Source organism: Sporosarcina gallistercoris (assembly GCF_014836415.1).
GTDB classification, from domain to species: Bacteria; Bacillota; Bacilli; order Bacillales_A; family Planococcaceae; genus Sporosarcina; species Sporosarcina gallistercoris.
Window position 1 is genome coordinate 19,788 of sequence record NZ_JACSQY010000004.1, and the last position, 22,221, is coordinate 42,008.

Annotated in this window: 24 protein-coding genes; 13 read left to right on the forward strand and 11 right to left on the reverse strand. The window is 45.3% G+C overall.

All coding sequences use genetic code 11. The annotated features are described in order from the left end of the window. The first annotated feature begins 24 nt into the window (after window positions 1-24). From H9659_RS07045 to H9659_RS07070, 6 genes are all read left to right on the forward strand, one after another. Window positions 25-588, forward strand: a complete 564-nt coding sequence (locus tag H9659_RS07045) for an RNA polymerase sigma factor (RefSeq protein WP_191689235.1) — start codon at window positions 25-27, stop codon at window positions 586-588. After that, on the forward strand, window positions 581-1,336 hold the full coding sequence (locus tag H9659_RS07050; protein WP_191689236.1) for an anti-sigma factor: 756 nt from the start codon (window positions 581-583) through the stop codon (window positions 1,334-1,336). The genes H9659_RS07045 and H9659_RS07050 overlap by 8 nt, the downstream gene beginning before the upstream one ends. 143 nt (window positions 1,337-1,479) lie before the next feature. Continuing rightward, the gene (locus H9659_RS07055; protein WP_404828976.1) at window positions 1,480-2,841 is read left to right on the forward strand and encodes a copper amine oxidase; all 1,362 of its coding nucleotides are present in this window, start codon (window positions 1,480-1,482) and stop codon (window positions 2,839-2,841) included. 58 nt (window positions 2,842-2,899) lie between these two features. Beyond that, a complete protein-coding gene (locus tag H9659_RS07060) occupies window positions 2,900-3,547 on the forward strand; it encodes a class F sortase (RefSeq protein ID WP_191689237.1) in 648 nt (215 codons plus the stop codon). A 42-nt stretch (window positions 3,548-3,589) separates the two neighbouring features. Further along, window positions 3,590-4,495, forward strand: coding sequence for a catalase (locus H9659_RS07065; RefSeq protein WP_191689238.1), 906 nt, complete (start codon window positions 3,590-3,592; stop codon window positions 4,493-4,495). A 121-nt stretch (window positions 4,496-4,616) separates the two neighbouring features. Next, entirely contained in the window at window positions 4,617-5,039 is a 423-nt protein-coding gene (locus H9659_RS07070) for a YugN family protein (RefSeq protein WP_191689239.1), read from the forward strand. Window positions 5,040-5,112: 73 nt separating this feature from the next. Here H9659_RS07070 and H9659_RS07075 read toward each other — a convergent pair whose 3' ends face one another. Continuing rightward, window positions 5,113-5,568 carry a helix-turn-helix transcriptional regulator gene (locus H9659_RS07075; RefSeq protein WP_191689240.1) on the reverse strand — a complete coding sequence of 152 codons (456 nt, stop codon included), beginning with the start codon at window positions 5,566-5,568 and terminating at the stop codon, window positions 5,113-5,115. Between the two features lie 152 nt (window positions 5,569-5,720). Here H9659_RS07075 and H9659_RS07080 point away from each other — a divergent pair, with 152 nt between their 5' ends. Beyond that, on the forward strand, window positions 5,721-6,299 hold the full coding sequence (locus H9659_RS07080) for a YdcF family protein (RefSeq protein ID WP_191689241.1): 579 nt from the start codon (window positions 5,721-5,723) through the stop codon (window positions 6,297-6,299). A gap of 181 nt (window positions 6,300-6,480) precedes the next feature. On the opposite strand, the gene H9659_RS07085 is transcribed toward H9659_RS07080, so the two are convergent. Beyond that, complete coding sequence (locus H9659_RS07085) at window positions 6,481-6,918, reverse strand: GatB/YqeY domain-containing protein (RefSeq protein WP_191689242.1); 438 nt, start codon at window positions 6,916-6,918, stop codon at window positions 6,481-6,483. Between the two features lie 223 nt (window positions 6,919-7,141). On the opposite strand from H9659_RS07085, the gene H9659_RS07090 reads away from it, so the two are divergent. After that, the gene (locus H9659_RS07090; RefSeq protein WP_191689243.1) at window positions 7,142-7,864 is read left to right on the forward strand and encodes a site-2 protease family protein; all 723 of its coding nucleotides are present in this window, start codon (window positions 7,142-7,144) and stop codon (window positions 7,862-7,864) included. Between the two features lie 18 nt (window positions 7,865-7,882). On the opposite strand, the gene H9659_RS07095 is transcribed toward H9659_RS07090, so the two are convergent. Next, a complete protein-coding gene (locus H9659_RS07095) occupies window positions 7,883-8,329 on the reverse strand; it encodes a GNAT family N-acetyltransferase (protein ID WP_191689244.1) in 447 nt (148 codons plus the stop codon). 509 nt (window positions 8,330-8,838) lie between these two features. On the opposite strand from H9659_RS07095, the gene H9659_RS07100 reads away from it, so the two are divergent. The 3 genes from H9659_RS07100 to H9659_RS07110 are packed head-to-tail and all read left to right on the forward strand — an operon-like array spanning window position 8,839 to window position 12,406. Beyond that, window positions 8,839-9,588 (forward strand): DeoR/GlpR family DNA-binding transcription regulator, encoded by a 750-nt coding sequence (locus H9659_RS07100; RefSeq protein ID WP_191689245.1) that lies wholly within the window; start codon window positions 8,839-8,841, stop codon window positions 9,586-9,588. Beyond that, the gene (gene pfkB, locus H9659_RS07105) at window positions 9,585-10,514 is read left to right on the forward strand and encodes a 1-phosphofructokinase (RefSeq protein ID WP_191689246.1); all 930 of its coding nucleotides are present in this window, start codon (window positions 9,585-9,587) and stop codon (window positions 10,512-10,514) included. The genes H9659_RS07100 and pfkB overlap by 4 nt, the downstream gene beginning before the upstream one ends. Next, window positions 10,511-12,406, forward strand: a complete 1,896-nt coding sequence (locus H9659_RS07110; RefSeq protein ID WP_191689247.1) for a PTS fructose transporter subunit IIABC — start codon at window positions 10,511-10,513, stop codon at window positions 12,404-12,406. The genes pfkB and H9659_RS07110 overlap by 4 nt, the downstream gene beginning before the upstream one ends. Before the next feature lie 44 nt (window positions 12,407-12,450). Here the strand turns inward: H9659_RS07110 and H9659_RS07115 are convergent, their stop codons facing one another. Together H9659_RS07115 and H9659_RS07120 are read right to left on the reverse strand one after the other, a co-directional pair. Then, window positions 12,451-13,152, reverse strand: a complete 702-nt coding sequence (locus tag H9659_RS07115) for an SDR family oxidoreductase (protein ID WP_191689248.1) — start codon at window positions 13,150-13,152, stop codon at window positions 12,451-12,453. A gap of 126 nt (window positions 13,153-13,278) precedes the next feature. Next, the gene (locus H9659_RS07120; RefSeq protein ID WP_404828977.1) at window positions 13,279-14,346 is read right to left on the reverse strand and encodes a permease; all 1,068 of its coding nucleotides are present in this window, start codon (window positions 14,344-14,346) and stop codon (window positions 13,279-13,281) included. Between the two features lie 416 nt (window positions 14,347-14,762). Here H9659_RS07120 and H9659_RS07125 point away from each other — a divergent pair, with 416 nt between their 5' ends. Continuing rightward, window positions 14,763-15,995 carry an MFS transporter gene (locus tag H9659_RS07125; RefSeq protein ID WP_191689249.1) on the forward strand — a complete coding sequence of 411 codons (1,233 nt, stop codon included), beginning with the start codon at window positions 14,763-14,765 and terminating at the stop codon, window positions 15,993-15,995. Between the two features lie 62 nt (window positions 15,996-16,057). Here H9659_RS07125 and speB read toward each other — a convergent pair whose 3' ends face one another. Genes speB through metK form a run of 5 tightly spaced genes read right to left on the reverse strand, consistent with a single transcriptional unit; the run spans window position 16,058 to window position 20,867 of the window. Continuing rightward, window positions 16,058-16,918: an agmatinase gene (gene speB / locus H9659_RS07130; RefSeq protein WP_318240705.1), complete on the reverse strand. Its 861-nt coding sequence runs from the start codon at window positions 16,916-16,918 to the stop codon at window positions 16,058-16,060. Beyond that, the gene (speE, locus tag H9659_RS07135) at window positions 16,908-17,762 is read right to left on the reverse strand and encodes a polyamine aminopropyltransferase (protein ID WP_191689251.1); all 855 of its coding nucleotides are present in this window, start codon (window positions 17,760-17,762) and stop codon (window positions 16,908-16,910) included. The genes speB and speE overlap by 11 nt, the downstream gene beginning before the upstream one ends. Further along, on the reverse strand, window positions 17,759-18,193 hold the full coding sequence (gene speD / locus H9659_RS07140; RefSeq protein WP_191689252.1) for an adenosylmethionine decarboxylase: 435 nt from the start codon (window positions 18,191-18,193) through the stop codon (window positions 17,759-17,761). Before speD ends, speE begins: the two co-directional genes overlap by 4 nt. A 2-nt stretch (window positions 18,194-18,195) precedes the next feature. Then, window positions 18,196-19,686 (reverse strand): aminotransferase class I/II-fold pyridoxal phosphate-dependent enzyme, encoded by a 1,491-nt coding sequence (locus H9659_RS07145; protein ID WP_191689253.1) that lies wholly within the window; start codon window positions 19,684-19,686, stop codon window positions 18,196-18,198. Then, entirely contained in the window at window positions 19,686-20,867 is a 1,182-nt protein-coding gene (gene metK / locus H9659_RS07150; protein ID WP_191689254.1) for a methionine adenosyltransferase, read from the reverse strand. The genes H9659_RS07145 and metK overlap by 1 nt, the downstream gene beginning before the upstream one ends. Window positions 20,868-21,335: 468 nt before the next feature. Between metK and H9659_RS07155 the strand changes: the two genes are divergently transcribed. Next, a complete protein-coding gene (locus tag H9659_RS07155; RefSeq protein ID WP_191689255.1) occupies window positions 21,336-21,776 on the forward strand; it encodes a hypothetical protein in 441 nt (146 codons plus the stop codon). Here H9659_RS07155 and H9659_RS07160 read toward each other — a convergent pair. Then, entirely contained in the window at window positions 21,766-22,209 is a 444-nt protein-coding gene (locus H9659_RS07160; protein ID WP_191689256.1) for a small multi-drug export protein, read from the reverse strand. The genes H9659_RS07155 and H9659_RS07160 overlap by 11 nt on opposite strands. Window positions 22,210-22,221: the final 12 nt, after the last annotated feature.

Consider the following 22,221-nt stretch of genomic DNA (forward strand, 5'->3'; position numbering starts at 1 on the left):
AAAGCTCACGTAAAGGAGACTCCGATGAAACATACAGACGACGGAACCTTATATGCCCTTGCCGCCGCCAAGGATCGATCGGCCTTTGAAATCCTATATGATCGATACGAAAAACTAATCTTCTCCTTTGCTTATCGGATAACTCAAGATCGCGAAATTGCGGAAGAAGTAGTGCAAGATGTATTTGTAAAACTATGGAACGGCACAACGACCTACCAAGAACAGAAAGGCTCCTTTTCTTCATGGTTGTTAACCGTAACTCGAAACAAAGCTTTTGACGAAATACGTCGCTTAAAACGACATGATCATGAACCGATGCTTGAAAAAGATGCGCTGATTGAACAGCTTGGGGATGTAGAAAAAACGGTTGAATGGAGCGAACAGAGAAATGCGATACGGAATGCCGTTCTTGAACTCAAGCAGGAGCAGCAAGAAATTATCGATCTGTTTTACTTCAAAGGGCTCAGTCAGCAAAAAATCGCAGATCAGTGCGAACTGCCACTCGGAACGGTAAAAGGTAGAATCCGATTAGCACTCAAACATTTAAAAGGGTTCATCGCCCAGGAAGGAGGATTCTCGAATGACTGAACAATGTATTCATCTACTGGATTATTTCAACCGTTCTTTGACTGAAGAAGAAGTATTGGCCTTCGAACACCATCTCGAAGAATGCCCTTCTTGTTGCGCCGAGCTCGAGGAACTCAATCTGTTAACAGAAGACCTCCCCTACTTGGCGGAAGAAATTGAAGTCCCGGATGGTTTAAAAGCCAAAGTTTTCGCAGCAATCGATGAACAACCCTCTACTGTTGCATATGATAGCTCCACGGTGAGCAACCAAGTAGAAGGATTGCACCAACCGAAAGCAGCTGCGGAGCCTAGGAAAAGAAAAGGTTTCCTCGTCCCTGTACTGGCAGCTGCTCTATTCGCTTCACTCATGACCAATGCTTATCTCGCTACATTGGATCAGTCTGCGCCCACTGAAGTTGCAGAAAGCGATCTCCAACTTATCGGTAAAGCATTGCTGGAACCGCAACCTGGTGCAGAAAACGCTACAGCCCTCGCCATGATGATCCAGGACAAAAATGAGACGGTGCTGTTAGTCGACGCCAGCAACTTGCCAAAGTTGAAAGACAACGAATTGTACCAAGTTTGGGTAATTGACAAGGAGACGCCTCGACCAGCGGGCTCATTTAAAACAAACACCGAAGGCAGCGGATCTGTTACGCATCCTATGGATCAGCTAAAAGGCGACTGGGATACGGTTGCAATTACGATTGAAACTGAGCCTGACCTTCCTGCTCCAAAAGGAAATTTAGTTCTTGCTGGCAGTATTTAATAACTCAGAAACCAAACAGGACCGCCGATTATGGCGGTTCTTTTTCATGTAAAAAAGAAGATAAGAAAAGTTTTTCCGTTAAAAAGTGATCCATTTGTTTTTCCTCTCCGTTAGCTTATTACAAAACCGAAAAGGAGAGATTCATGATGAACTACAAAAAACTCGCAGCCATTCCATTAAGTGTTTCCCTGCTCCTCCCAATGGGAGCGATCGCGAATGCAGCTGATCACTCAGGTCACGGAACAACTTCAATGGCAGTATCCAACCCAGCTACAGATTTGAGAGCGACTCTGGACTCCATCCTTTCCGAGCATGCATACTTAGCAATCGTCGCCATGCAAAAAGGAATAGACGGTTCAAAAGATTTTGATGCAGCTGCAGCACAATTAGGAGAAAACACGGACGAATTATCCGCAGCAATCGGATCCGTTTACGGAGACGATGCAGCAAATCAGTTTAAAGAAATATGGGGCAGCCACATTGGGTATTTTGTGGACTATGTAAAAGCTACAGCTGCTAATGATGAAGAAGGACGAAAGAAAGCCGTTTCCGATTTAGACGGTTATCGAGTAACACAAGCAGGATTTTTGGACACCGCAACTGAAGGCCGTCTTAAAGCGAAAGACTTAGAAGAAGGTTTAAAAATGCACGTTGATCAGTTAATCTGGGCGTTCGACAATTACAATGCTGGAGAATATGAGAAAGCATACGAAGGCATTACCGAGTCAATGATGCACATGTTTGGTACTGGTAAAGGTATTTCTTGGGCAATCACGGACCAATTCCCAGACAAGTTCGATAAGATGTCCGTTGATACTCCTGCAGCTGATTTACGCGAACAGCTGAACAATCAGTTCTCTACTCACGCAGCACTGGCAATCCTAGCGATGCAAAAAGGTATTGACGGAGCGAAAGACTTTGATGTATCTGCTGCAGAACTAAACAGCAACACAGAAGACCTCACGAAATCGATCGAATCCGTTTACGGAGCTGAAGGTGCGAAGCAGTTCAACGAAATTTGGAGCAGTCATATCGGCTACTTTGTAGATTATGTGACTGCTACAGCCTCTGATGATGCTGAAGGTCAAAAAGCAGCAATGGCAAACCTTGATGATTACCGCGTCAAACAAGCAGCCTTCCTGGAGACTGCAACAGAAGGACGTTTGAAAGCAGCTGACTTAGAAGAAGGATTGAAAGTTCACGTAGACCAGCTTCTAGCAGCCTTTAATAAGTATCACGATGGCGATTATGATGGTGCTTATGATGACATTCACGAAGCATACAGCCACATGTTCGGAGTCGGTACGATGATGGCTGGTGCAATTGTCGACCAGTATCCAGACAAATTTGCTGATTCCATGCCTTCAGATATGCCTAAAACAGGGTTAGGCGGTATGAGCCAAGAGTCGAATGATTCTACAGTTATGTGGATTTTAACTAGTTTGATACTTGCAATGGCTGCAGGAGCTGTTGTAATCCGCAAGACACGCCCTGAGAACAACTAATTAGAAGGGGGCTAATCCCCCTTCTTTTTCTTTATACTACTATTTCACGGAGGTGTTCATGATGAAAACCCCTGCATTCCTGACTTCAGGACTGATCGCACTAATTGTGGCAGGGTGCAGCAGTCCCCGAGATTCTTCGCCACAATCAGAAGCGGCGCGGGAACCTCAATCTTCCCCATCCACGACAAAAGAAGTTTCTGTAGAAAAACCTTCATCTGAAGGACTATCACTAGTAGCAGAGCAAAATGGGATCAAGCCAGTCACCCTTGAAATACCTGCAATTGGGGTAAAGTCTGACATCGAAAATGTTGGGGAGTTGGAAAATGGGCAGATGGGTGTTCCTGACAGTGTAGATAATGTAGGCTGGTTCGAACCAGGTACATTACCAGGAAATCGCGGAAGCTCCGTGATGGCGGGGCATATCGATTCTCTTACTGGTCCTGCTGTTTTTTATAAGCTTGACCAATTAAAAAAAGGAGATGAAGTTGTCGTGAAAGATGCTGATGGTAAATCATTGACCTTCATCGTCACTCAAACCAAACGGTATCCTCGAAAAGATGCACCCATTGACGAGATTTTTGGTTTCTCTTATGGCAGTCGTTTAAACTTAATCACGTGTACAGGAGAATTTAACCGCAAAGCCAAAACGCATGAGGAACGCTTGGTTGTCTATACAGAACTTGAAGGCCAAGACAGCGGAGGTTGACTTCACGGAGAGCGGGTATACCGCTACAAAGGAGTGAGATCTATGAAGTCATCACAACACGAACCGTCAATTTCCCCAACTGAAGCCGTAGATATAATTGAACAAGTTGCAGGAACCCATAAAGGTTATCGAAGAGCACACGCAAAAGGGATTGGATTCAATGCGGTTTTCACGCCAAATAATAATGCAAAACCTTTCACTCAAGCATCATTTTTACTAGGAAACGCTCAAAACGTCATCGTTCGTTTTTCTCATAGTTCACCTATCCCGAACAGTTCCGAGCAACTGATTCCAATCAAAGGAATGGCGGTGAAGTTTCCAACATCAGATGATAAGGCAATCTCTCTAGTAATGGCAAACGCGCCCGTGTTCCCGACAAAAACACCAGAAGCATTCGTACGGCTTATCCAAGCCTTTGGTGTGAAGAATCAGTCACTAAAAGAAAAACTTTCAACAATTAGTGACGATACGGAATTCAACACCGTTCCTGCCCTGCTAAAGCAATTAAAAACACCTGCAAGTTTTGCCACTACCCGATTTTGGGCAATCCATGCTTATATCCTTACCACAGATTCAGGCGAGCGCCAGGCTGTACGTTTTTCTTTTGAACCTGTGGCAAAGGAAGACAAACTCCCCTTCACTACAAAAGATATGGAGCTGGAATTATTGGAACGTATGATGGATTCACCAGTTCGTTTCAGACTTCTGATGACTCTTGCAGCACCTGAAGATCCGATTAATGATCCTTCCATTTCATGGCCAGACAATCGATTAGTTATTGATGTTGGTGAATTGGTTCTTACCGAAAAACGAGAAGACCTTGCAGAAGACCATTTGTTTAATCCTACAAACGAAACGCCAGGCTTTAGCTGTTCAGATGATCCAGTACTCCACTATAGATCTGAAGTATATGCGGAATCCTATCGCAGACGTTCGGCTGAAATGTAGATATACTCCTGCGAGACATCGGCCAATTATAGGATGCTTTCCCGTTCTGCGTGAATAGGTTTTGACAAAGTTTAATAGGGGTACCTATAGGTTAATTGAGTTGGTAGAAGGAGGAATTACCATGATTGCTTTAAAGAGCAAGATTGAAGGGAAAACAGTTGTTTTCGGGAATGCACTGAAGCTATTCAAAGAAGCAGGGTTGGATCTCGGCGGAGGCTGGGAATACGATCATGGTATGTTTGATACAATTTTGTATCAGCGTGAAGAAACAACTATCTATTTAAGGGTTCCTTTTCAAGTGTTAAAAGGGATGCTGGATTCCCCGAATACTGTAATCCGTTTCCAAACGCCATTCGTCATCAAGCACGTCATGAATATCGGATTGGACGAAGAAGAAAGTCCCACTATGACCGTAACAGGACTGGAACAGTTCCAGGCGCCGCAAGATCCGGATGCGCCGATTGACCGTCAGCATGAATTTGCAATCGACGCTCAGATGAAACTGGATCAGATTACTGAAGATGTCATGTTCGCTTCTGCGTAACACCCAGCATACATACATTGTTACTTCCCCATAAACAAGCTGCCTACTTGCTGGCAGCTTGTTTATTAACTTATCATTTGCTTTGACTCAGTTCATGAAACCGTTCGAATACTTCCTGTTCATCAAAGGAACTGAACCAAACATAATCCTCTCTATCCAATATTCTGAAATGCTGGCTAATCATGTTTTGCTGAATTCTAAAATCTTTTTCCTCTTCGACTTCTTTCCACCAAACTTTCCCTCCAAGTGTCTTCCCTTTCGGACGATCCAATCCCTTGTGGGCAATTGTCCGGATCACTTCCATTGGTGCATCACCTAAAAGGGATTGGATGATTTCACTATCAGAAAATAGAGCGACCATCGCGACCACTACAGTCCAACTAGCAGTAGTCCGATTTTTTTCTATTTGAACAAGAGTTTTTTTGGATATACCTAAAATTGAGGCCATTGTTTCTTGGGAATACCCTGCTTCCGTACGGATGAGGATAGCACGATGTGAAATTTGCTCTATAAGCTGTTCTGGATTCATGGGAAACCTCCACTGTATAATGGTGTAATAATACACTTATCGAAGCAGTTTTACAAAATAAATGGATTGCTAGGCAACTTGTTTATCCCATTTCCGTCTTGTTACCAACGAATGAATGGAAATAGCAGGTACTACGAAATGGAGCGACTTAGATGAAAAAGGGGAAACGTCTATTGTTTGTAATACTAATTGGTTGGTTCATGATTTTCGTATGGTGGTTCGCAACTGGCCATGCGATGAAAGAGGCGCAGCTAAAACGTGCTGATGGCAGTTATTCGATTGCGGTCGTGCTTGGTGCAAAAGTAAACGGAACAACCCCTTCACTTGCACTTCGATACCGCTTGGAGGCTGCTCTCTCCTATGCAGAAAGTCATCCGAATGTCACGCTCGTACTTTCCGGAGGTCAAGGGGAAGATGAAGGCATCAGCGAAGCACAAGCTATGGAGAATTTTTTGTCAGCACACGGATTTCCGAAAGACCGTATGATCATCGAGGATCGTTCCACTTCTACATATGAAAACTTAGTCAACACAAAGAAACTGATTCCTCAAGGAGTGACAGGTATCACGTTGATCACTAGTGATTACCACTTAGCACGCGCCGGATATCTTGCTGAAAAAGTGGGATATGATTGGGATGCGATTCCGGCCAAAACACCGAAAGTTGTCGAAGCGAAAGTTCGATTCCGTGAGCGGCTCGCCCTCTTGAAAACATGGATTGTCGGTAAATGAATCGGCCGATCCCTTTAACATCTAAGTTGAATTGATCTGTCTTAGACGCCATCATTTGAACCGTAACGAATCGCCAATATGCTGCAGCATTATACGAAAATTTACTTTTTGATATGTGCAGTATGCAAAAGGGACGACCCGAAGAGTCAGTTAGACTCTTCGGGTCGTCCCTTTTCATATGTCAGCTATTCAAATATTCTTTAACAGCTTGGGATACCACTTTGCCTTCGGCGCTGCCTGCCGTTTCTTTCATCAATTGGCCAACCACTTGTCCCATTGGGCTGTCTTTACTTATACCGAGTTTGACGATGAGCTCTTTGACCTCATCGACAGAAAGTTGTTTTGGTAAATAGTGCTCGATGATTGCAATCTTTTCTGTTTCTGCCGCAACTATGTCTTCTCGATTCGCTTTTTGACCTTCTTCAAGAGATTGTTTCGTTTGTTTCAGCTCACGTTGAACCACTTTCAACTCTTCCTCTTCTGTCAAATCACGCTTCAAATCAAGCTCTTGGTTTTGAATACCTGCACGCAGTAAATTGATAACACCCTTCTTGACAGTGTCCTTTTCTTTCATAGCCGTTTTCATATCAGCCATTAATGTCTTTTTGAGTTCTGACATTCCAATCCCTCATTTCAGAAAGTACGTTCTTTCCTAGTATACAAAAAAAATCCTTATTCCACACTCACCATGCCTTCACAGGATGCATCCGGAAATAGTTGAAACCGAAGAAAGCCCCCTATCCATCCACCTACATCAAATGACTATGTCCTAATAACGAGATTTACAACGAAGCACATCGGGTATCCATGAAGAGAAGACTTGTTAAGGAAGTGAGACATTCTTGTTTGGGATTTCAGATTTATTAGCGTTAGTAATTTCAGCTTTTATCATATTGCCCGTGGTTATGTTCATCCGGGAATTCGGGTATTTGTTTGTCTCACTGTTGTGTGGTGTGAAGAATCCGAGATTTACAATCGGCTCTGGTCCGCGGATTTTCAAATATCGGTTTCTTGATATTCGAAAGTACTATCATGTGTATAGTTGGTTTTCATTTGATGAGATTAAGCGAAAGAGCAATTTTACTTATATTTTAATATATGCAGCACCGATTCTTACTAACGTTATCGTCGCCTTGACTTTCAATACGCTATTAGCAAACGGATTCTTACAAGAACAAGCAAGATTTTGGAATCGGTTCATATTTTACGCATTCTTCTATGTGTTATTTGACTCTATTCCCATGTTGACGACGCATGGAAAGCCGAATAACGGAATGATTATTTACGAGCTGATCCGATATGGGAAACGAGTGGATTATAGTGAAGATGAGATTATCCCTTCCACTACTCAAGTAGATGAAGATTATGATGAAGAAATGAAAAAGGTTGAAAAAATGCAGAAAAAAATTGAACAATTAAAGTCTGGAAAAGATGAAAAATCCATTCCAGAAACAGAAGTTGTTGGAGAACGCATTCAAGAAGATCTCACCGTCACTGCCGAAAATATAGCAAAGGAAGAATTAGAAAAAGAACTAGAACAACATGATAAAAAGGAAGGAACCTGATTTCAGGCTCCTTCCTTTTTATGATCTGACCATAATGTGTTCACCGTTCACATCACGTTCTTCAATAAATTTAAAACCGAGCTTTTCATAGAGTCGGACAGCACCCTCATTTTCAGGGTACACGCTTAAGTAAATCGGTTGCTCTCCATATTCTTTTGACACGGTTTCAATCAGTTTCCTCATGAATGCTGTACCAAGACCTCGACCTTGAAACCTTTCATCAATGAGCAGGCGGTCAATCCATAATCTCCCGTTATGACCTTCCCCCTTGAAGAATCCATACATGGAAAATCCAACAAGTTCGCCATCAGCATAGAGCCCCACCGGTTTAAATTGCTTCCATTCCACAGATTCTTCCAAGCATTCATAAGGTGTTTCTATATACTCTTTTTGCGACTGGGCAACTTTCAATTCTAGAATATCCCGATAGTTCGTTGCCGTTACGTCATGAATTTCCAGATTCACGACTTTTCAACCCTTTCTGTTGCACTGCATAACGTATCTATGCTTGCGTGCGTCACACCTGAAATGACGTCAGTCCCCAAGATCAGGTTTCACTTTTTTGTCTTCTGTTCGAATCTGGTCAAATTCTTCCGCAATATCAAGCAGCATACTCAAAATAATTTTATTTTCCAGATTTGGTTCATTCACCAATGAGAGATGCAATTGGCCGATTATAATTTAATGCTAAATCACTTTTCACCAACCTGCTAAGAGCTCTATTGGTCCATTTAGCTCTTTGTGGAAATATTATAGAAACTTAACAATATAATGACGAACAATGTCGATAACGCCGCTCTATTTTATACAAGTGAGGGAGAGAGGAAAATAATAATTCCGAGACAGAAACCGTTATTTCAGAATGAAATATAAAGTGTTTTGAATGATTTTGAACGTTTATGAAACATTTTGATTGATATCAGAATACTCTAGGTATATGATGAAGATAACAAGGTTGGTAATGGAGGGATTCTATGCTTGAAACCGAACGTCATCATGTTATCTTACAGATGCTGCAACACAGCCAAACTGTACGTCTACAAGACATCACCACTGAAACGGGTTCTTCGGAGTCCACCATTCGACGGGACTTAATCGAGTTGGAGCGCCAAAAGAAACTGAAACGGGTACATGGCGGCGCAGCAAAACTGCAAGGTAAGTTGCAGGAATCTTCGATGTCTGAAAAAACATCCAAAAACCTTCATCTCAAACAGCAGATCGGTCAACTAGCAGCTTCTTACATTGAAGAAGGCGATACAGTCTATCTAGATGCCGGTTCAACCGTGTTTGAAATGATTCCGTTCCTTCCCCCATCAATTATTGTGGTAACAAACGGGATTTCTCATACGGATGCCCTTCTAACTCGCGGATGTAAGACGATTCTCACGGGGGGAATTGCAAAACCATCTACGAAAGCCCTTATTGGCAGAGGCGCTCTTCACAGCCTGCAGCAATATCGGTTTGATAAATGTTTTCTAGGTGTGAATGGCATTCATCCCGATTACGGATTTACTACGCCTGATGAAGAAGAAGCACAAATAAAAGAACTTGCGATCCAATTATCGAGAGAAGCCTACATTTTGGCGGACCACTCCAAGTTCCAGGAAGTGGCTTTCGCAAAATTTGCAGACTTGTCGCAAGCGGTTGTCGTGACGACAAGTGAGAGTTCGGAATCGTTGCAAGCGTTTCCGAAGAACACAAATATGGAGGTGATAGACGCATGATCTATACAGTGACATTGAATCCTTCACTGGATTATTTACTGACGCTCGATTCCTTATCCCTAGGTGCGTTGAATCGCTCGAATTCTGATCATTTTCTAGCTGGAGGCAAAGGTATCAATGTCTCACAAGTGCTGACGACTTTGGGAGTGCCTAGCAGCGCACTTGGATTCACTGGAGGATTCACTGGGCGCGAAGTGGAACGACTGCTGCAACAGGCTGGCATTTCAACTGATTTCATATCTGTCGAGGGAGAGACGCGGGTGAATGTGAAATTACGTGCTGCAGAAGAAACCGAAGTGAACGCAGCAGGACCCATCATTGACTCACTGCGTTTTGAAAAATTGAAAGCACAAGTCAAAAATCTAGGAAAGCATGATGTACTTGTACTGTCTGGCAGCATTCCCTCTTCACTTCCTGAAGACACTTACGAACAGTTTGCCCGGTTATGCAAAAAATCAGGAATCCGTTTTGTTGTGGACGCTGAAGGGACTTCTTTGTTGAAGACTTTGCCCTACCGTCCGTTTTTAGTGAAGCCGAATCATCATGAGTTGGGCGAAATGGTTGGTGCAGAAGTTCGTTCGTTGCAGGATGCAGTTGAACACGCAAAGTCGCTTGTTGAGCTTGGAGCAGAACAAGTCATTGTGTCCCTAGCTGGTGAAGGTGCCGTGTATGTAAACGAATCACTTTCCCTTATTGCAAATGCACCAAAAGGGGTAGTTCGCGGGTCTGTCGGAGCGGGAGACTCGATGGTAGCCGGATTCCTCGCTGCCCTTGAACAGGACAAACCGATTGAACACGCATTTAAAATGAGCATCGCTTCCGGAAGTGCTACGGCGTTTTCCGATCGATTGTGTACGCAGCAACAAGTTGACGCATTGCTATCTCAGGTTGTAGTGACATCATTCGAAGGAGGGAACGAACAATGAGAATCACAGAATTATTGACGGCGGATACAATTTTACTGGGACTGCAAGGAACCGATAAGCCAACGGTCATCGAGGAACTGGTCGAAGTTCTGGATCGTGCTGGAAAGTTGAATGATCCACGGGCTTTTAAAGAAGCCATTTTGAATCGCGAGTCACAAAGTACAACAGGTATTGGCGATGGTGTTGCAATACCCCATGCGAAAACAAGTGCAGTCAAGGTTCCCGCGATTGCGTTCGGTCGCTCGGAAGTCGGCGCAGAGTATGATTCTCTCGATGGTCAGCCCGCTCATTTGTTCTTCATGATTGCCGCTGAAGACGGTGCCAATCGCATGCATTTGAAAGCGCTCGCACGGTTGTCGACTGTTCTTATGAACGAAGACGTCCGTAAGAAGTTGCTCGCAGCTTCTTCGAAGGAAGAGATATTGTCTCTGATTGACGCACACGATCAGCCCGATGAAGAACCTTCGTCTGCTGCGCCGCCTCCGTCCGTCGATTCTTCTAAACCCTATATAGTCGCTGTCACTGCATGTCCGACAGGAATTGCGCATACGTATATGTCTGCGGATTCGTTGAAAAACAAAGCGGCGGAACTCGGGATTCCCTTCAAAGTCGAAACGAACGGATCGGGTGGCGCACAAAACGTATTGACTAATGAAGATATTGAAAGCGCTACAGCTGTCATTGTCGCTGCTGACACCAATGTCTCGATGGGACGTTTTGCTGGAAAACATGTGATTGAAGTGCCTGTTGCAGAAGGGATTCGAAAACCGAAAGAATTGCTTGACCGCGCAGTGAAACAAGATGCACCTGTATATAAAGGGGGTTCATCCACTTCTTCAGAATCCGGAGGTGAATCCGCAACGTCCAAAGGAATTGGCTCCACCATTTATAAGCATTTGATGAGTGGTGTTTCCAATATGCTTCCGTTTGTAATTGGCGGCGGGATACTCATTGCACTCGGGTTCTTATTCGGTCCGAATTCGTTCGATCCGGAAGACCCGACGTATAATTCCTTTGCGGCTGCTTTGAATACGATTGGCGGCGGGAATGCATTTGCACTCATGATCCCTGTTCTAGCTGGTTTCATCGCCATGAGTATTGCGGATCGACCCGGTTTCGCACCTGGTATGGTGGGTGGCTTGATGGCCGCGACAAGCGATGCTGGATTCCTTGGTGGTATTATTGCAGGTTTCCTTGGAGGCTATTTAGTAGTCGGGCTGAAGAAAGGGCTCTCTGCACTGCCTCCTTCCCTTGACGGCATTAAAACGATTCTACTGTATCCGCTGCTCGGAATTGCTGGTACAGGGCTGATCATGCATTATATTGTCAATACACCGTTCAGCGCACTGAACACTGGCATTTCCAATTGGTTGACGGGGCTTGGAACAGGGAACGCAGTGTTCCTTGGAATTGTTCTCGGATTAATGATGGCAATCGACATGGGGGGTCCCATTAACAAAGCGGCGTACTTGTTTGGTACAGGATTGCTTGCTAGCGGCGTGTACGAACCGATGGCTGCGATTATGGCGGCGGGTATGGTCCCGCCACTCGCAATTGCCATTTCAACGACTGTTTTCAGAAGCAAATATTCCCTGCAGCAGCGTGAAGCAGGTAAAGTGAATTACATCATGGGTCTCTCATTCATTACAGAAGGAGCCATACCATTCGCTGCAGCGGATCCACTGCGTGTCATCCCGTCTTTAATGGCTGGTGCTGGTATTGCTGGCGGTCTCTCGATGGCATTCAATATCGGACTGCGCGCTCCACATGGCGGCCTATTTGTTTTCCCACTTGTGGATGGCAGTTGGATGCTTTACTTACTTGCCGTGATCATCGGTTCAATCGTCTCTGCGATTTTACTTGGAGTTTTGAAGAAACCTGTTGCATCATAAAACGAAAAAGTCGACTTCGCAAATAGCGGAGTCGACTTTTTCGTTTACACTGGACGGATTGTAATCTCATTGACATTCACATAGTCCGGCTGAGTCACAGCATACACAATCGCTTTTGCGATGTCTGCAGTTTGAAGTTTTTTGCGCTCACCCCAATCATATTGTTCGCCTAAACGGGTGTCGACCATTCCAGGAGAGATATTGGTGACACGGACACCTGTTTTTGCAAGTTCCTTTTCGAGTCCCATGGAAATAGCGCGGACTGCGAATTTGGTTGCGCTGTAAACGGTACTTGTTTTCGTCACTTCCGTAGCAGAAACGGAAGCGATGTTAATGAGATGACCTGACCCTTTTTCGAGCATCGCTGGAAGCACGGCGTTGATGCCGAACAGCACACCTTTAATATTGACGTCAATCATCTCCTCCCACTCTTCCGTTTTACCAGAACGTACATCTGCTGTCAGTACTTGCCCTGCATTATTGACGTAAATGTCCACACCGCCAAATGTATCTTTCGCTTGTACTGCGAGTGCTTCCACATCTGACTGGTTTGATACATCCGTAGGGACAACGAGTACAGAACCACCAGCTTCTTGAAGTTGTTGAGCTAGGTCGTTCAGTTTTTCGGCATTCCGTGCAGCTAGAACGACATTTGCTCCCTGTTCCGCAAGTTCTTTTGCAATTCCAGACCCGATTCCACTGCTTGCTCCTGTAACGATTGCCGTCTTTCCTGTTAACTGTTTCATCCAAAGTCCCTCCTAAGTAGTTATTGAAGAGAGTGTATCATACCGTTCGAGTGAGAGCTTGATAGAGGGTTTTTCATTGATTAACAAAATGAAAACCGCTTCCACTTAGGAAACGGTTTTCTACGCTTATAATAGATAATTCCCTACGATTCCCGCCGCAACACCTAGCACAACGACAGATGCACTGACAAAGAGAAGGACGCGTTTCGGGAATGATTTTGAAACTAGCAATAATGATGGCAGACTGACTGCAGGTAAAGTAAGCAACAACGCCGCTGCTGGACCGCCGCCCATACCGTATGCCATGAATGTCTGGATAATCGGGATTTCTGCGGCTGTCGGAATAACAAATAGCATGCCGCCGATCGCAACTAGTACCAACAGGATAATTGAACTTCCTGTCGCTTCACCTAATTGCGGGAATAACCACCCTTTCACTGCACCCATCAACAAAACGGAAAGGAAATACGCAGGTAGAATGTACAATGTCATTTTACCGAGACTTTTCAGCCAGCGCGTAAGAAACGAACCTTGTTCTTCCTCAGCAGCTTGCTGCAATAACTTCTCCGTGTCTACAGGTTGAACAGCAGGCACAAACCGGTTCGCTAAGTAACTCACGCCAAATGTTAAAATCAGGCCAAACACTAACCGAAGCGCGGTGAACTTCCAAGACAATACGAATGTCATGAACACGAGCGCTGCTGGATTCAACGTCGGATTCCCAATCCAGAACGCAAGCGCCGCTCCTACTGAAACATTCTTTTTGCGCAGGCCAACTGCTACAGGCGCTGCACAACACGTACACATCATCCCCGGCACTGCGGCGAGTCCGCCAGCAGCGGTGCTGGCGAATGAAGTTTTACCAAGTACGCGGATGAGCCAATTCGCTGGAAGAAGCACTTGCAATAAGGAACCTAATAGAATTCCGAGTACTGCGGCTTTCCAAACAGCAGTAAAGTACGTCACTGCATAGTCCCATGCCCCTGCAAAAGAGGCCGACTCCGTTTTATCCGGATCGGATCCTAAAATCGAATCCCCGATGGAATGTGTGGTGATCGCTGTGATACTTTTGTCTACATACGGCATCCATTTGACGTAAGTAAGACCAATGATTGCAATTGCTAGAAACGTTAAGCTATATAGAAGAACTCGTTTAGACTGAGCTTGGTGATGTATTTCCGGCTTATTCACGATATAACCTCCATCTTAAAATTGAACAACTGAATAATTATATCACTAATGAAATCACCATGCTTTAAAAATAATTTATCGAAAACTCCAACATTACCGCCTAGAGCAAAAAAATCTTGTACAACTAAATTACTTCTGGTAGGATAAAAACAATTAAATTGCTCCTTTAACACGGTCCAGAGAGGCCGGAAAGGGTAACGGATTGTGAGACTGGCTTCTGCCTGGCCTCATGTAATTTGCCGTACTATGCCCTTACTGTCCTCTTGGATGGTGGGGGCATTTTTGTGCACATTCAACTACTGCACACTCTTTTAATACGCGTTCTGTGAGACGCAAAAAGAGGATGGCAATCGCTGTGAAAACCGGTTCCATTCTTCTTACGTTAAGCAACACCCTACAATAGGAAGGAGGAACTTAGGATGAATTATCAAAAGAAAACAGTGGTGGCTTCGGTCGCCGGGCTTACCCTGGAAGGCATGGATATCATGTTCATTTCCTTCGCAATGACCATGATCATCGCGGACTTCGGAATCGATTTTGCAACAGGCGGACTGATCTCATCTGTCACCAATATCGGAATGCTCGTCGGAGGAGTCCTCTTCGGGATTTTGGCAGACAAATTCGGACGCGTCAGAGTGTTCACCTATACGATCTTGCTATTCGCATTAGGAACAGCGCTTACTGGACTTGCCACAAATATTGAACAAATTTACATCTACCGCTTCATCGCAGGACTTGGTGCTGGTGGAGAATACGGAATCGGAATGGCACTCGTCGCTGAAGCGTGGCCGAAAAACAAACAAGGCCGTGCCTCCTCTTATGTAAGTGTCGGTGCTCAATACGGTGTCATCTTAGCTGCATTGCTGAGCGCACTCATTTTACCGGCTTTCGGTTGGAGAGCATTATTCTTCGTCGGAATCATCCCAGTCATCTTCGCATTCTTTGTGCGTCGTAACCTGGATGAATCGCCCGAATGGCTCGAGTCTCAGAGAACAAAAAAAGCACAGAAGAAAAAAGAGAATGCCGGGAAACTCCGTTTACTCGTCGCTTCCCCTCGGATTGCGTTTACAACAATTACACTCGTAATCATGGCAACTGTCCAAATCGCAGGATACAACGGCCTGATGATCTGGCTGCCTTCCATGCTGCAACAGTCACAAGGCCTTTCAGTTTCAAGCTCAGCACTCTGGACAATCAGTACAGCAGTCGGAATGATTGCAGGAATGCTCGTCTTCGGACAAATCATGGACAGACTGGGTGCCAAAAAAGCGTATGGTCTCTTCCTGCTCGCTTCCGCAGTAGCGGTGTTCCTCTACAGCTATGCAACAGGCAGTGCGGGGGTTTTGATCGGCGGAGCCATCGTCGGTTTCTTCTCCAACGGAATGTTCGCAGGATACGGTGCCCTGATCAGCAGTTTCTATCCCGTGGAAATCCGCAGCACGGCGACGAACACGATCTTCAACTTCGGACGTGCGGTCGGTGGATTCTCACCGATACTAGTCGGGTATATCTTGCAACACTATGATATGACTGCCGCAATGATCTACCTTGCCATCCTGTTCTGTGTGTCCTTCATATTCATGTTGACACTTTCCCATACAAAGAAGGAAACTCCCTCTACAATGAGTACACCTGCAGTTGACGTGAATTAATCCCAGAACAAAAGCCGTCCCTCATCAATAATGGAGGACGGCTTTCTTCTATTATATATATTTCACTTTGACAGGGTTAAGAGCATCTCGCGGATCGTTTTACATGCGACTGCTGTCGAAGCACCTGACGGATCGTATTGTGGAGATAATTCCACGACGTCCGCTGCGACAATATTTCTGAGTGTTTGCAGCTGTCCGATTGCCGTAAGCAGTTCACGATAAGTGATGCCGCCTGGTTCCGGAGTTCCCGTTCCAGGGAATGTCCCCGGGTCCAATACGTCCAAGTCGATTGTCACATACACCGGAACGTCTTTCAGCGATTGAACCACATCTGCAAGTGTATCCAGTGTGAACTTCTCCAAATGCGTGTGTGTCTTTGCCCACTCAAACTCACTTTTCAAACCGGAACGGATTCCGAACTGGTAGATACGGCCATCTCCAAGGAAATCATGGCAGCGCCGGATGACAGATGCGTGCGATAACGGTTCCCCCATATAGTCTTCACGCAAATCGGTATGCGCATCGATATGGATCACGTGGAGATCCGGGAATTTGTCATAAGCTGCCCGTATTGAAGGTAAGCTCACTAAATGCTCCCCGCCAATCATGAGAAACTTCTTTCCATCCGCCAAAACTTCAGCGCTGAACGTACCGATTTGCTGAAGAACACGTTCCGTATTCCCGAAAGGCAATTCCAAATCTCCACCGTCAAAAACGAGAGCATCATCCAGATCTTTGTCCAGATAAGGGGAATACGTCTCCAATCCATAGGAGTCAGGACGGATCGCTTGGCCGGCAAAACGGGTGCCGGGCCGGAAGCTTGTCGTCCCGTCAAATGGAGAACCGAATAATACGATTTCCGCTTCTTCATATGGCGTTTCACAGCCGATGAATGCGTTCGTAACCAATGCATTATTCTTCACTGTCCAGCGCCTCCCGAACATAACTCGGCAATGCGAATGCTCCGTAATGAAGATCTGTATTGTAATACTTCGTCTGCAAACCGATGGCATTCCATGCGTCTGCATCTGCATCTTTCAACGGATCGAGCGACTTTGACGCGAATCCGAAAAGCCAGTGACCTGATGGATACGTCGGCATATGGTATTGATAGACGCGTGCAACCGGGAAGATCTTTTTGATTTTCGTACGTGCTTTCTTCATATTCTCCGCATACTCCGGGAAATAAGGAGACTCATGCTGGTTGATCAAAATCCCTTTGTCATTCAGCACCCGATAGCATTCATTGTAAAAGGCTGTTGTGAATAACCCTTCCCCTACTGAAACCGGATCTGTGGAATCCACAAGGATCAAGTCAAAAGAAGCATCCGGAGCGTTTTGCACGTAAGCAAGTCCGTCGCCGAAAGCGAGTTCCATACGCGGGTCTTCTTCTACACCTGCAGCTGTAATCGGCAAATACTGTTGACACAGGCGGAATACTTGCTCATCGATTTCAGCAAGTACGACTTGTTCCACACCGGGATAGCGCAACACTTCACGTGCTGTACCTCCATCTCCCCCGCCAATCACGAGCACTTTCTTAATATCCGGGTTTGTTGCGAAAGCCGGGTGGACGATCATGTCATGGTAGATGAACTCATCTTTTTCGTTGACCATCATCAAGCCGTCCAATGTGAAGAATGTCCCGAACTCCTTGCCTTCATAAAAATCGATTTGCTGGAATGGTGATTTCTCGCTGTGCAGATGTTTTTCATACCCGACGGAAAACTTGCAGTCTTCGCTCCACTGTTCTGTATACCAACTCATCCGTTCACACCTGCCAGTACAGGTTTCACTGTCACTTCTTCAATCTCACGCTCTGCAAACTGACGGATCTTCTCCACCATGCCACGCGGTACTTCAAAGGACTCGGTCTTTTTAGCTTGCAGCTTTTCAGCCAAATAATCCGCCGCTTTCCATGGGCTAACCGAATCGCCACATGTGTAGACATCTACAGAAGCGAATCCGTACTCTGGCCACGTGTGAATCGTAAGGTGAGACTCAGCGATAATGACAGCACCAGATACCCCGTATGGATTAAAATGATGGAACACTGATTCTACGATGGTTGCCCCAGAATAATCTGCAGCCTCTTTCATGAACTGCTCAATCACTTTGTTGTTCTCGATAATTTCACTCGGGCACCCATAATATTCAATCAACACGTGGCGTCCTAGCGCCGATAATTCTAAACTCATCCTTAATATCCCCCTTTTACGACAGTCACGCTGCCAGTTCGTTTTGACTCAGATAAAACTGTACCGAATGCTCGTTCATAATAAGCATAATGCTGAATCACTTCACATGTTATCCGTTCACCTGGAATCACCAAAGGAATTCCTGGAGGATAAATCATTAATGTATCCGCACTGATCCGCCCAATTGCATCGTCTATTGCAACCGATTCTTGTTCTGCGTAAAACGCTTCACGCGGTGTCATGACGAGTTCGTTCACCGAATCCACAACCGTCCAGGCAGAGTGGAGAACGTGCGGTTCTGTGCATGTTCTTTCGATATCCAGCAGCGCCTCTTTCAGGCGTCCAATCGAGGTTTCCGTATCTGCCGGTGTGATCACGGCCATGACGACGTATCCTTCCGCAAGCTCCATCTGGATACCATAGCGTTGTTTCAATAGTGAATAAACTTCAAAACCAGTCAGGCCGAGTCCATTCACCCGGATCACTAATTTCGTCCAGTCATACGACTGCTGAAAGCGACCGTTCACATATTCACATTTCAACACCTCATACTGTGTGCCTGATTCGATTGTTCGGACCGCTTCTTCGACAATCGGCTTCAGACGTTGGAACTCATTTGCTCCATGGAGAACGAGTTCTCTTCTAGCTGCATCCAGTGAGCTCATGAGCAAATAGTTGGCGCTCGTCGTTTGCAGCATTCCAGTCACTTTTCTCACTTTATCTGCAGAAATACGACTGTCTTGAAGAAGAAGGAGTGAACTTTGCGTAAGGGAGCCTCCTGTTTTGTGCATGCTCGTTGTGACAAGATCTGCTCCCGCTTGAATTGGATCAATCATGCCATCCATCACTTTTAAATGAGCACCATGTGCAGCGTCGACCAATACGGTGACTCCTGCAGCATGGGCGAGTGCACAAATCTCCTCAAGATCTGTCATCGTTCCGAAATACGTAGGATACGTAATGAGCAATGCTTTCGCAGTCGGATTTTCTTGCAGTGCTTGTGTGACTTGCTCAACTGAAATCCCGTGTGAGATTCCAAAATGGTCATCCACATCCGGTTGCATGAAAGCCGGAACAACGCCACTTAAAATCATTCCGTCAATCACCGATTTATGGCAATTGCGTGGGACAAGTAGCGTTTCCCCAGGTTTACATGCCGCTAGGATCATTGCATGTATTCCGACAGATGATCCGTTGACCAGAAAAAAAGCATGATCAGCACCAAAACCTTGAGCGGCCAAGTCTTGAGCCTCTTTAATGACTGATTTCGGATGACTTAGCAAATCCAGTTCCGCCATCGAATTGACGTCCATTTTCAGCGCTTGCACGCCTATTGCATCCCGGAACGGAGTGTTCAATGCTCCCATTTTGTGACCCGGTACATCGAACGAAACCGTTTCGGAATTTGCATATCCGACGAGCGCGTCAAATAGCGGTGCATCCGTTTGGAGAAGGGTTCTAGTTGGAACTGGCGTCTCTTTGACGATGCTCATCAGCACCCGGCTCCGACAGTATCATATACAGATTGTTTTAACGCTTCGACTTTGTTCGTACGCTCCCATGGCAGATCGAGTTCCGTCCGTCCGAAATGTCCGTACGCAGCTGTCGCTTGGTAGCGGGGAATCCGTAGTTCAAGCATGTCGATAATACCTGCAGGAGTCAGGTCAAACACTTCACGTACTGCACGAAGCAATTGCTCATCAGCAGCGTTTCCTGTTCCGAACGTATCGATTGCAATGCTGATCGGTTCACTCACACCGATTGCGTATGACAACTGAATTTCACACTGCTTCGCAAGCCCTGCCGCGACAATGTTTTTTGCGACGTATCGTGCAGCATATGCTGCGGAACGATCGACTTTTGTGCAATCCTTTCCGGAAAACGCACCGCCGCCATGACGGGCTGCCCCGCCATACGTGTCCACGATGATTTTTCGTCCCGTCAATCCTGCATCTCCATGAGGACCGCCCGTAACAAAACGCCCTGTAGGATTAATGAGTACGCGGAATTGCCCTTGTAAATTGAATTCCTCAACAGTGCTGAAGATGATTTCCTCTTTCACATACGCTTCGAACGCTTCTTTATCAAAATCCCCATCATGTTGGATCGACATCAGAATCGTATCGATCTTCGGTGTTTCTTTTGTCGTATAGTCAATCGTCACTTGCGATTTCATATCTGGACGTGCCCAGCGGAACTGTCCGTTTTTCCGAAGGACGGATGCTTTTTTCACAAGTGCATGCGCCAATTCAATCGGAAGAGGCATGAATCCTGCTGTTTCATCCGTTGCATACCCGAACATGAGGCCTTGGTCTCCTGCTCCGATTTCCTTCGTATCACTAGAAGTATCCACTCCCATTGCGATATCTGGAGACTGGGTGTGAACGAGTACTTGCACGTTGCATGATGAGCCATCGATCCCAAGTTCATCGTTTGTATATCCGATCTCAAGAAGCGTTTGTCGAGCGATTTTTTCAATGTCCAACACTGCTCCTGTTGTGATCTCTCCACCAACAATTACAGTGTTCGTTGTCGTAAATACTTCACAAGCAACCCGTGAAAATGGGTCCTGCGCGAGCGCTGCATCCAGCACTGCATCCGAAATCTGATCTGCAATTTTGTCTGGATGCCCTTCTGAAACCGACTCTGAAGTAAATAAAATCTTTTCAACCAATTAAATCCGCTCCTTACAAAAAATGTTTTTTGGAGCACAAAAAAAGCTCTCCTACAACCTAAGGAAAGCTTCGATCTGCATCAGCTGCTTATCCTCTTATTGTTCACAGTTTCATAGCGAAACTGCGCTCAGGTTGGGCGCCCTATCCAAAATTCTTTTGAATGGGTTTGCCACCGCATCGTCGACCCCTCGTCTCCGCGGCTACTAATAAGAATGACTTTATTCATGCTGAAAACAATAGTATAGGATTGTGTTTTTCATGTCAATATATTTTCGAAAATTAATTGAATGAAAATTGAAATGGTTAAATAGTGTTATGAATTTATGCATGCTAGATATAAAGATCGATTGCCGCGGTTGTTTTCCGCTTCCGGAGAACGCTTTCCGTTAGGTGTGGATTCGACAAAAGATTATTGGTAGACTGTAAACCAAGGAATTCAAATTCTTCTGAAAGGTGATGGATGAACGTTGAAACTGATTCTCATGATTTCTGCATTCCCTCTGACAATTGTCATAGTCGGGATTGCCGGGATCCTCATGTATAAGAAAACTCTCCGCCAGAAAAGCTGGTTTGAAGGCCTTCAACTGGAGTTTGAATCTGTCGATTGTGCGCATACAAAAGCGATTCCCTATGCCAAAACGTTCGGGATTTCGTTCAAACGAAAAGAAAAGCGGATGAAGAAAGTGATTATCAACAAAAGTGAAATACGGAAGGATGTCACCTACCGCCTCCATTGTGACGCATGCGGCAAAAAACGCTACTTCCAGATGATTGCAACGCCGGAAGCGACCGCCTATCAGAAACACAGGATTCAGTACATTCTCGGAACATTCGGAGCTATTTTCCTTGTATATGGTATTATCGTCGCACCAGTTCTTACGTTCCTATCTAAATTGTTTAATCTTTAACAAAAAAAGAAAATCCCATAGCTGTAGCAACGCCAAAAACAAGCGACCAAAGTGCAATGCTGATGGTCATCCAAATTACCGTTTTCCGTTTGGATGCTCCGAAAAGCAACGCGAAGAAGGCGGCGATGTGTGTGCCAATCAGGATGGGCCCTGCAAGTGCGAGTCCAGCAACCCCGTATTTATCCATGATTTTTCTCCCGCGGAGTTGCCGTTTGGATTCACCTGTTAAATTTTCACCTTTGCGGCTTCTGTACCATTGCTCAATGCGCTGGTACAAGAAAATCAGCAAAAGAACCGTCAGCATATTCCCTGCAAATGCTAAGAGAATTACCCAAAACGGAGACAGCCCCCTAACAATTCCCACTGGGATAACAATCGCAATTTCAAGCGCGGGTACGGCTGCTCCTAAAAATACAAGTATGTACTCAATCATAGTTTCTCCTCT

What these genes read in the sequence shown, in the direction of transcription:
- H9659_RS07085 (WP_191689242.1), bottom strand. Translation starts at nt 6,918, where the DNA reads ATGTCAGAACTCAAAAAGACATTAATGGCTGATATGAAAACGGCTATG.
- H9659_RS07110 (WP_191689247.1), top strand. Translation starts at nt 10,511, where the DNA reads ATGAGAATCACAGAATTATTGACGGCGGATACAATTTTACTGGGACTG.
- H9659_RS07070 (WP_191689239.1), top strand. Translation starts at nt 4,617, where the DNA reads ATGATTGCTTTAAAGAGCAAGATTGAAGGGAAAACAGTTGTTTTCGGG.
- H9659_RS07125 (WP_191689249.1), top strand. Translation starts at nt 14,763, where the DNA reads ATGAATTATCAAAAGAAAACAGTGGTGGCTTCGGTCGCCGGGCTTACC.
- H9659_RS07045 (WP_191689235.1), top strand. Translation starts at nt 25, where the DNA reads ATGAAACATACAGACGACGGAACCTTATATGCCCTTGCCGCCGCCAAG.
- H9659_RS07060 (WP_191689237.1), top strand. Translation starts at nt 2,900, where the DNA reads ATGATGAAAACCCCTGCATTCCTGACTTCAGGACTGATCGCACTAATT.
- H9659_RS07075 (WP_191689240.1), bottom strand. Translation starts at nt 5,568, where the DNA reads ATGAATCCAGAACAGCTTATAGAGCAAATTTCACATCGTGCTATCCTC.
- H9659_RS07050 (WP_191689236.1), top strand. Translation starts at nt 581, where the DNA reads ATGACTGAACAATGTATTCATCTACTGGATTATTTCAACCGTTCTTTG.
- speE (WP_191689251.1), bottom strand. Translation starts at nt 17,762, where the DNA reads ATGAGTTGGTATACAGAACAGTGGAGCGAAGACTGCAAGTTTTCCGTC.
- H9659_RS07160 (WP_191689256.1), bottom strand. Translation starts at nt 22,209, where the DNA reads ATGATTGAGTACATACTTGTATTTTTAGGAGCAGCCGTACCCGCGCTT.
- H9659_RS07100 (WP_191689245.1), top strand. Translation starts at nt 8,839, where the DNA reads ATGCTTGAAACCGAACGTCATCATGTTATCTTACAGATGCTGCAACAC.
- H9659_RS07115 (WP_191689248.1), bottom strand. Translation starts at nt 13,152, where the DNA reads ATGAAACAGTTAACAGGAAAGACGGCAATCGTTACAGGAGCAAGCAGT.
- speD (WP_191689252.1), bottom strand. Translation starts at nt 18,193, where the DNA reads ATGAGTTTAGAATTATCGGCGCTAGGACGCCACGTGTTGATTGAATAT.
- H9659_RS07055 (WP_404828976.1), top strand. Translation starts at nt 1,480, where the DNA reads ATGATGAACTACAAAAAACTCGCAGCCATTCCATTAAGTGTTTCCCTG.
- H9659_RS07145 (WP_191689253.1), bottom strand. Translation starts at nt 19,686, where the DNA reads ATGAGCATCGTCAAAGAGACGCCAGTTCCAACTAGAACCCTTCTCCAA.
- pfkB (WP_191689246.1), top strand. Translation starts at nt 9,585, where the DNA reads ATGATCTATACAGTGACATTGAATCCTTCACTGGATTATTTACTGACG.
- H9659_RS07065 (WP_191689238.1), top strand. Translation starts at nt 3,590, where the DNA reads ATGAAGTCATCACAACACGAACCGTCAATTTCCCCAACTGAAGCCGTA.
- H9659_RS07080 (WP_191689241.1), top strand. Translation starts at nt 5,721, where the DNA reads ATGAAAAAGGGGAAACGTCTATTGTTTGTAATACTAATTGGTTGGTTC.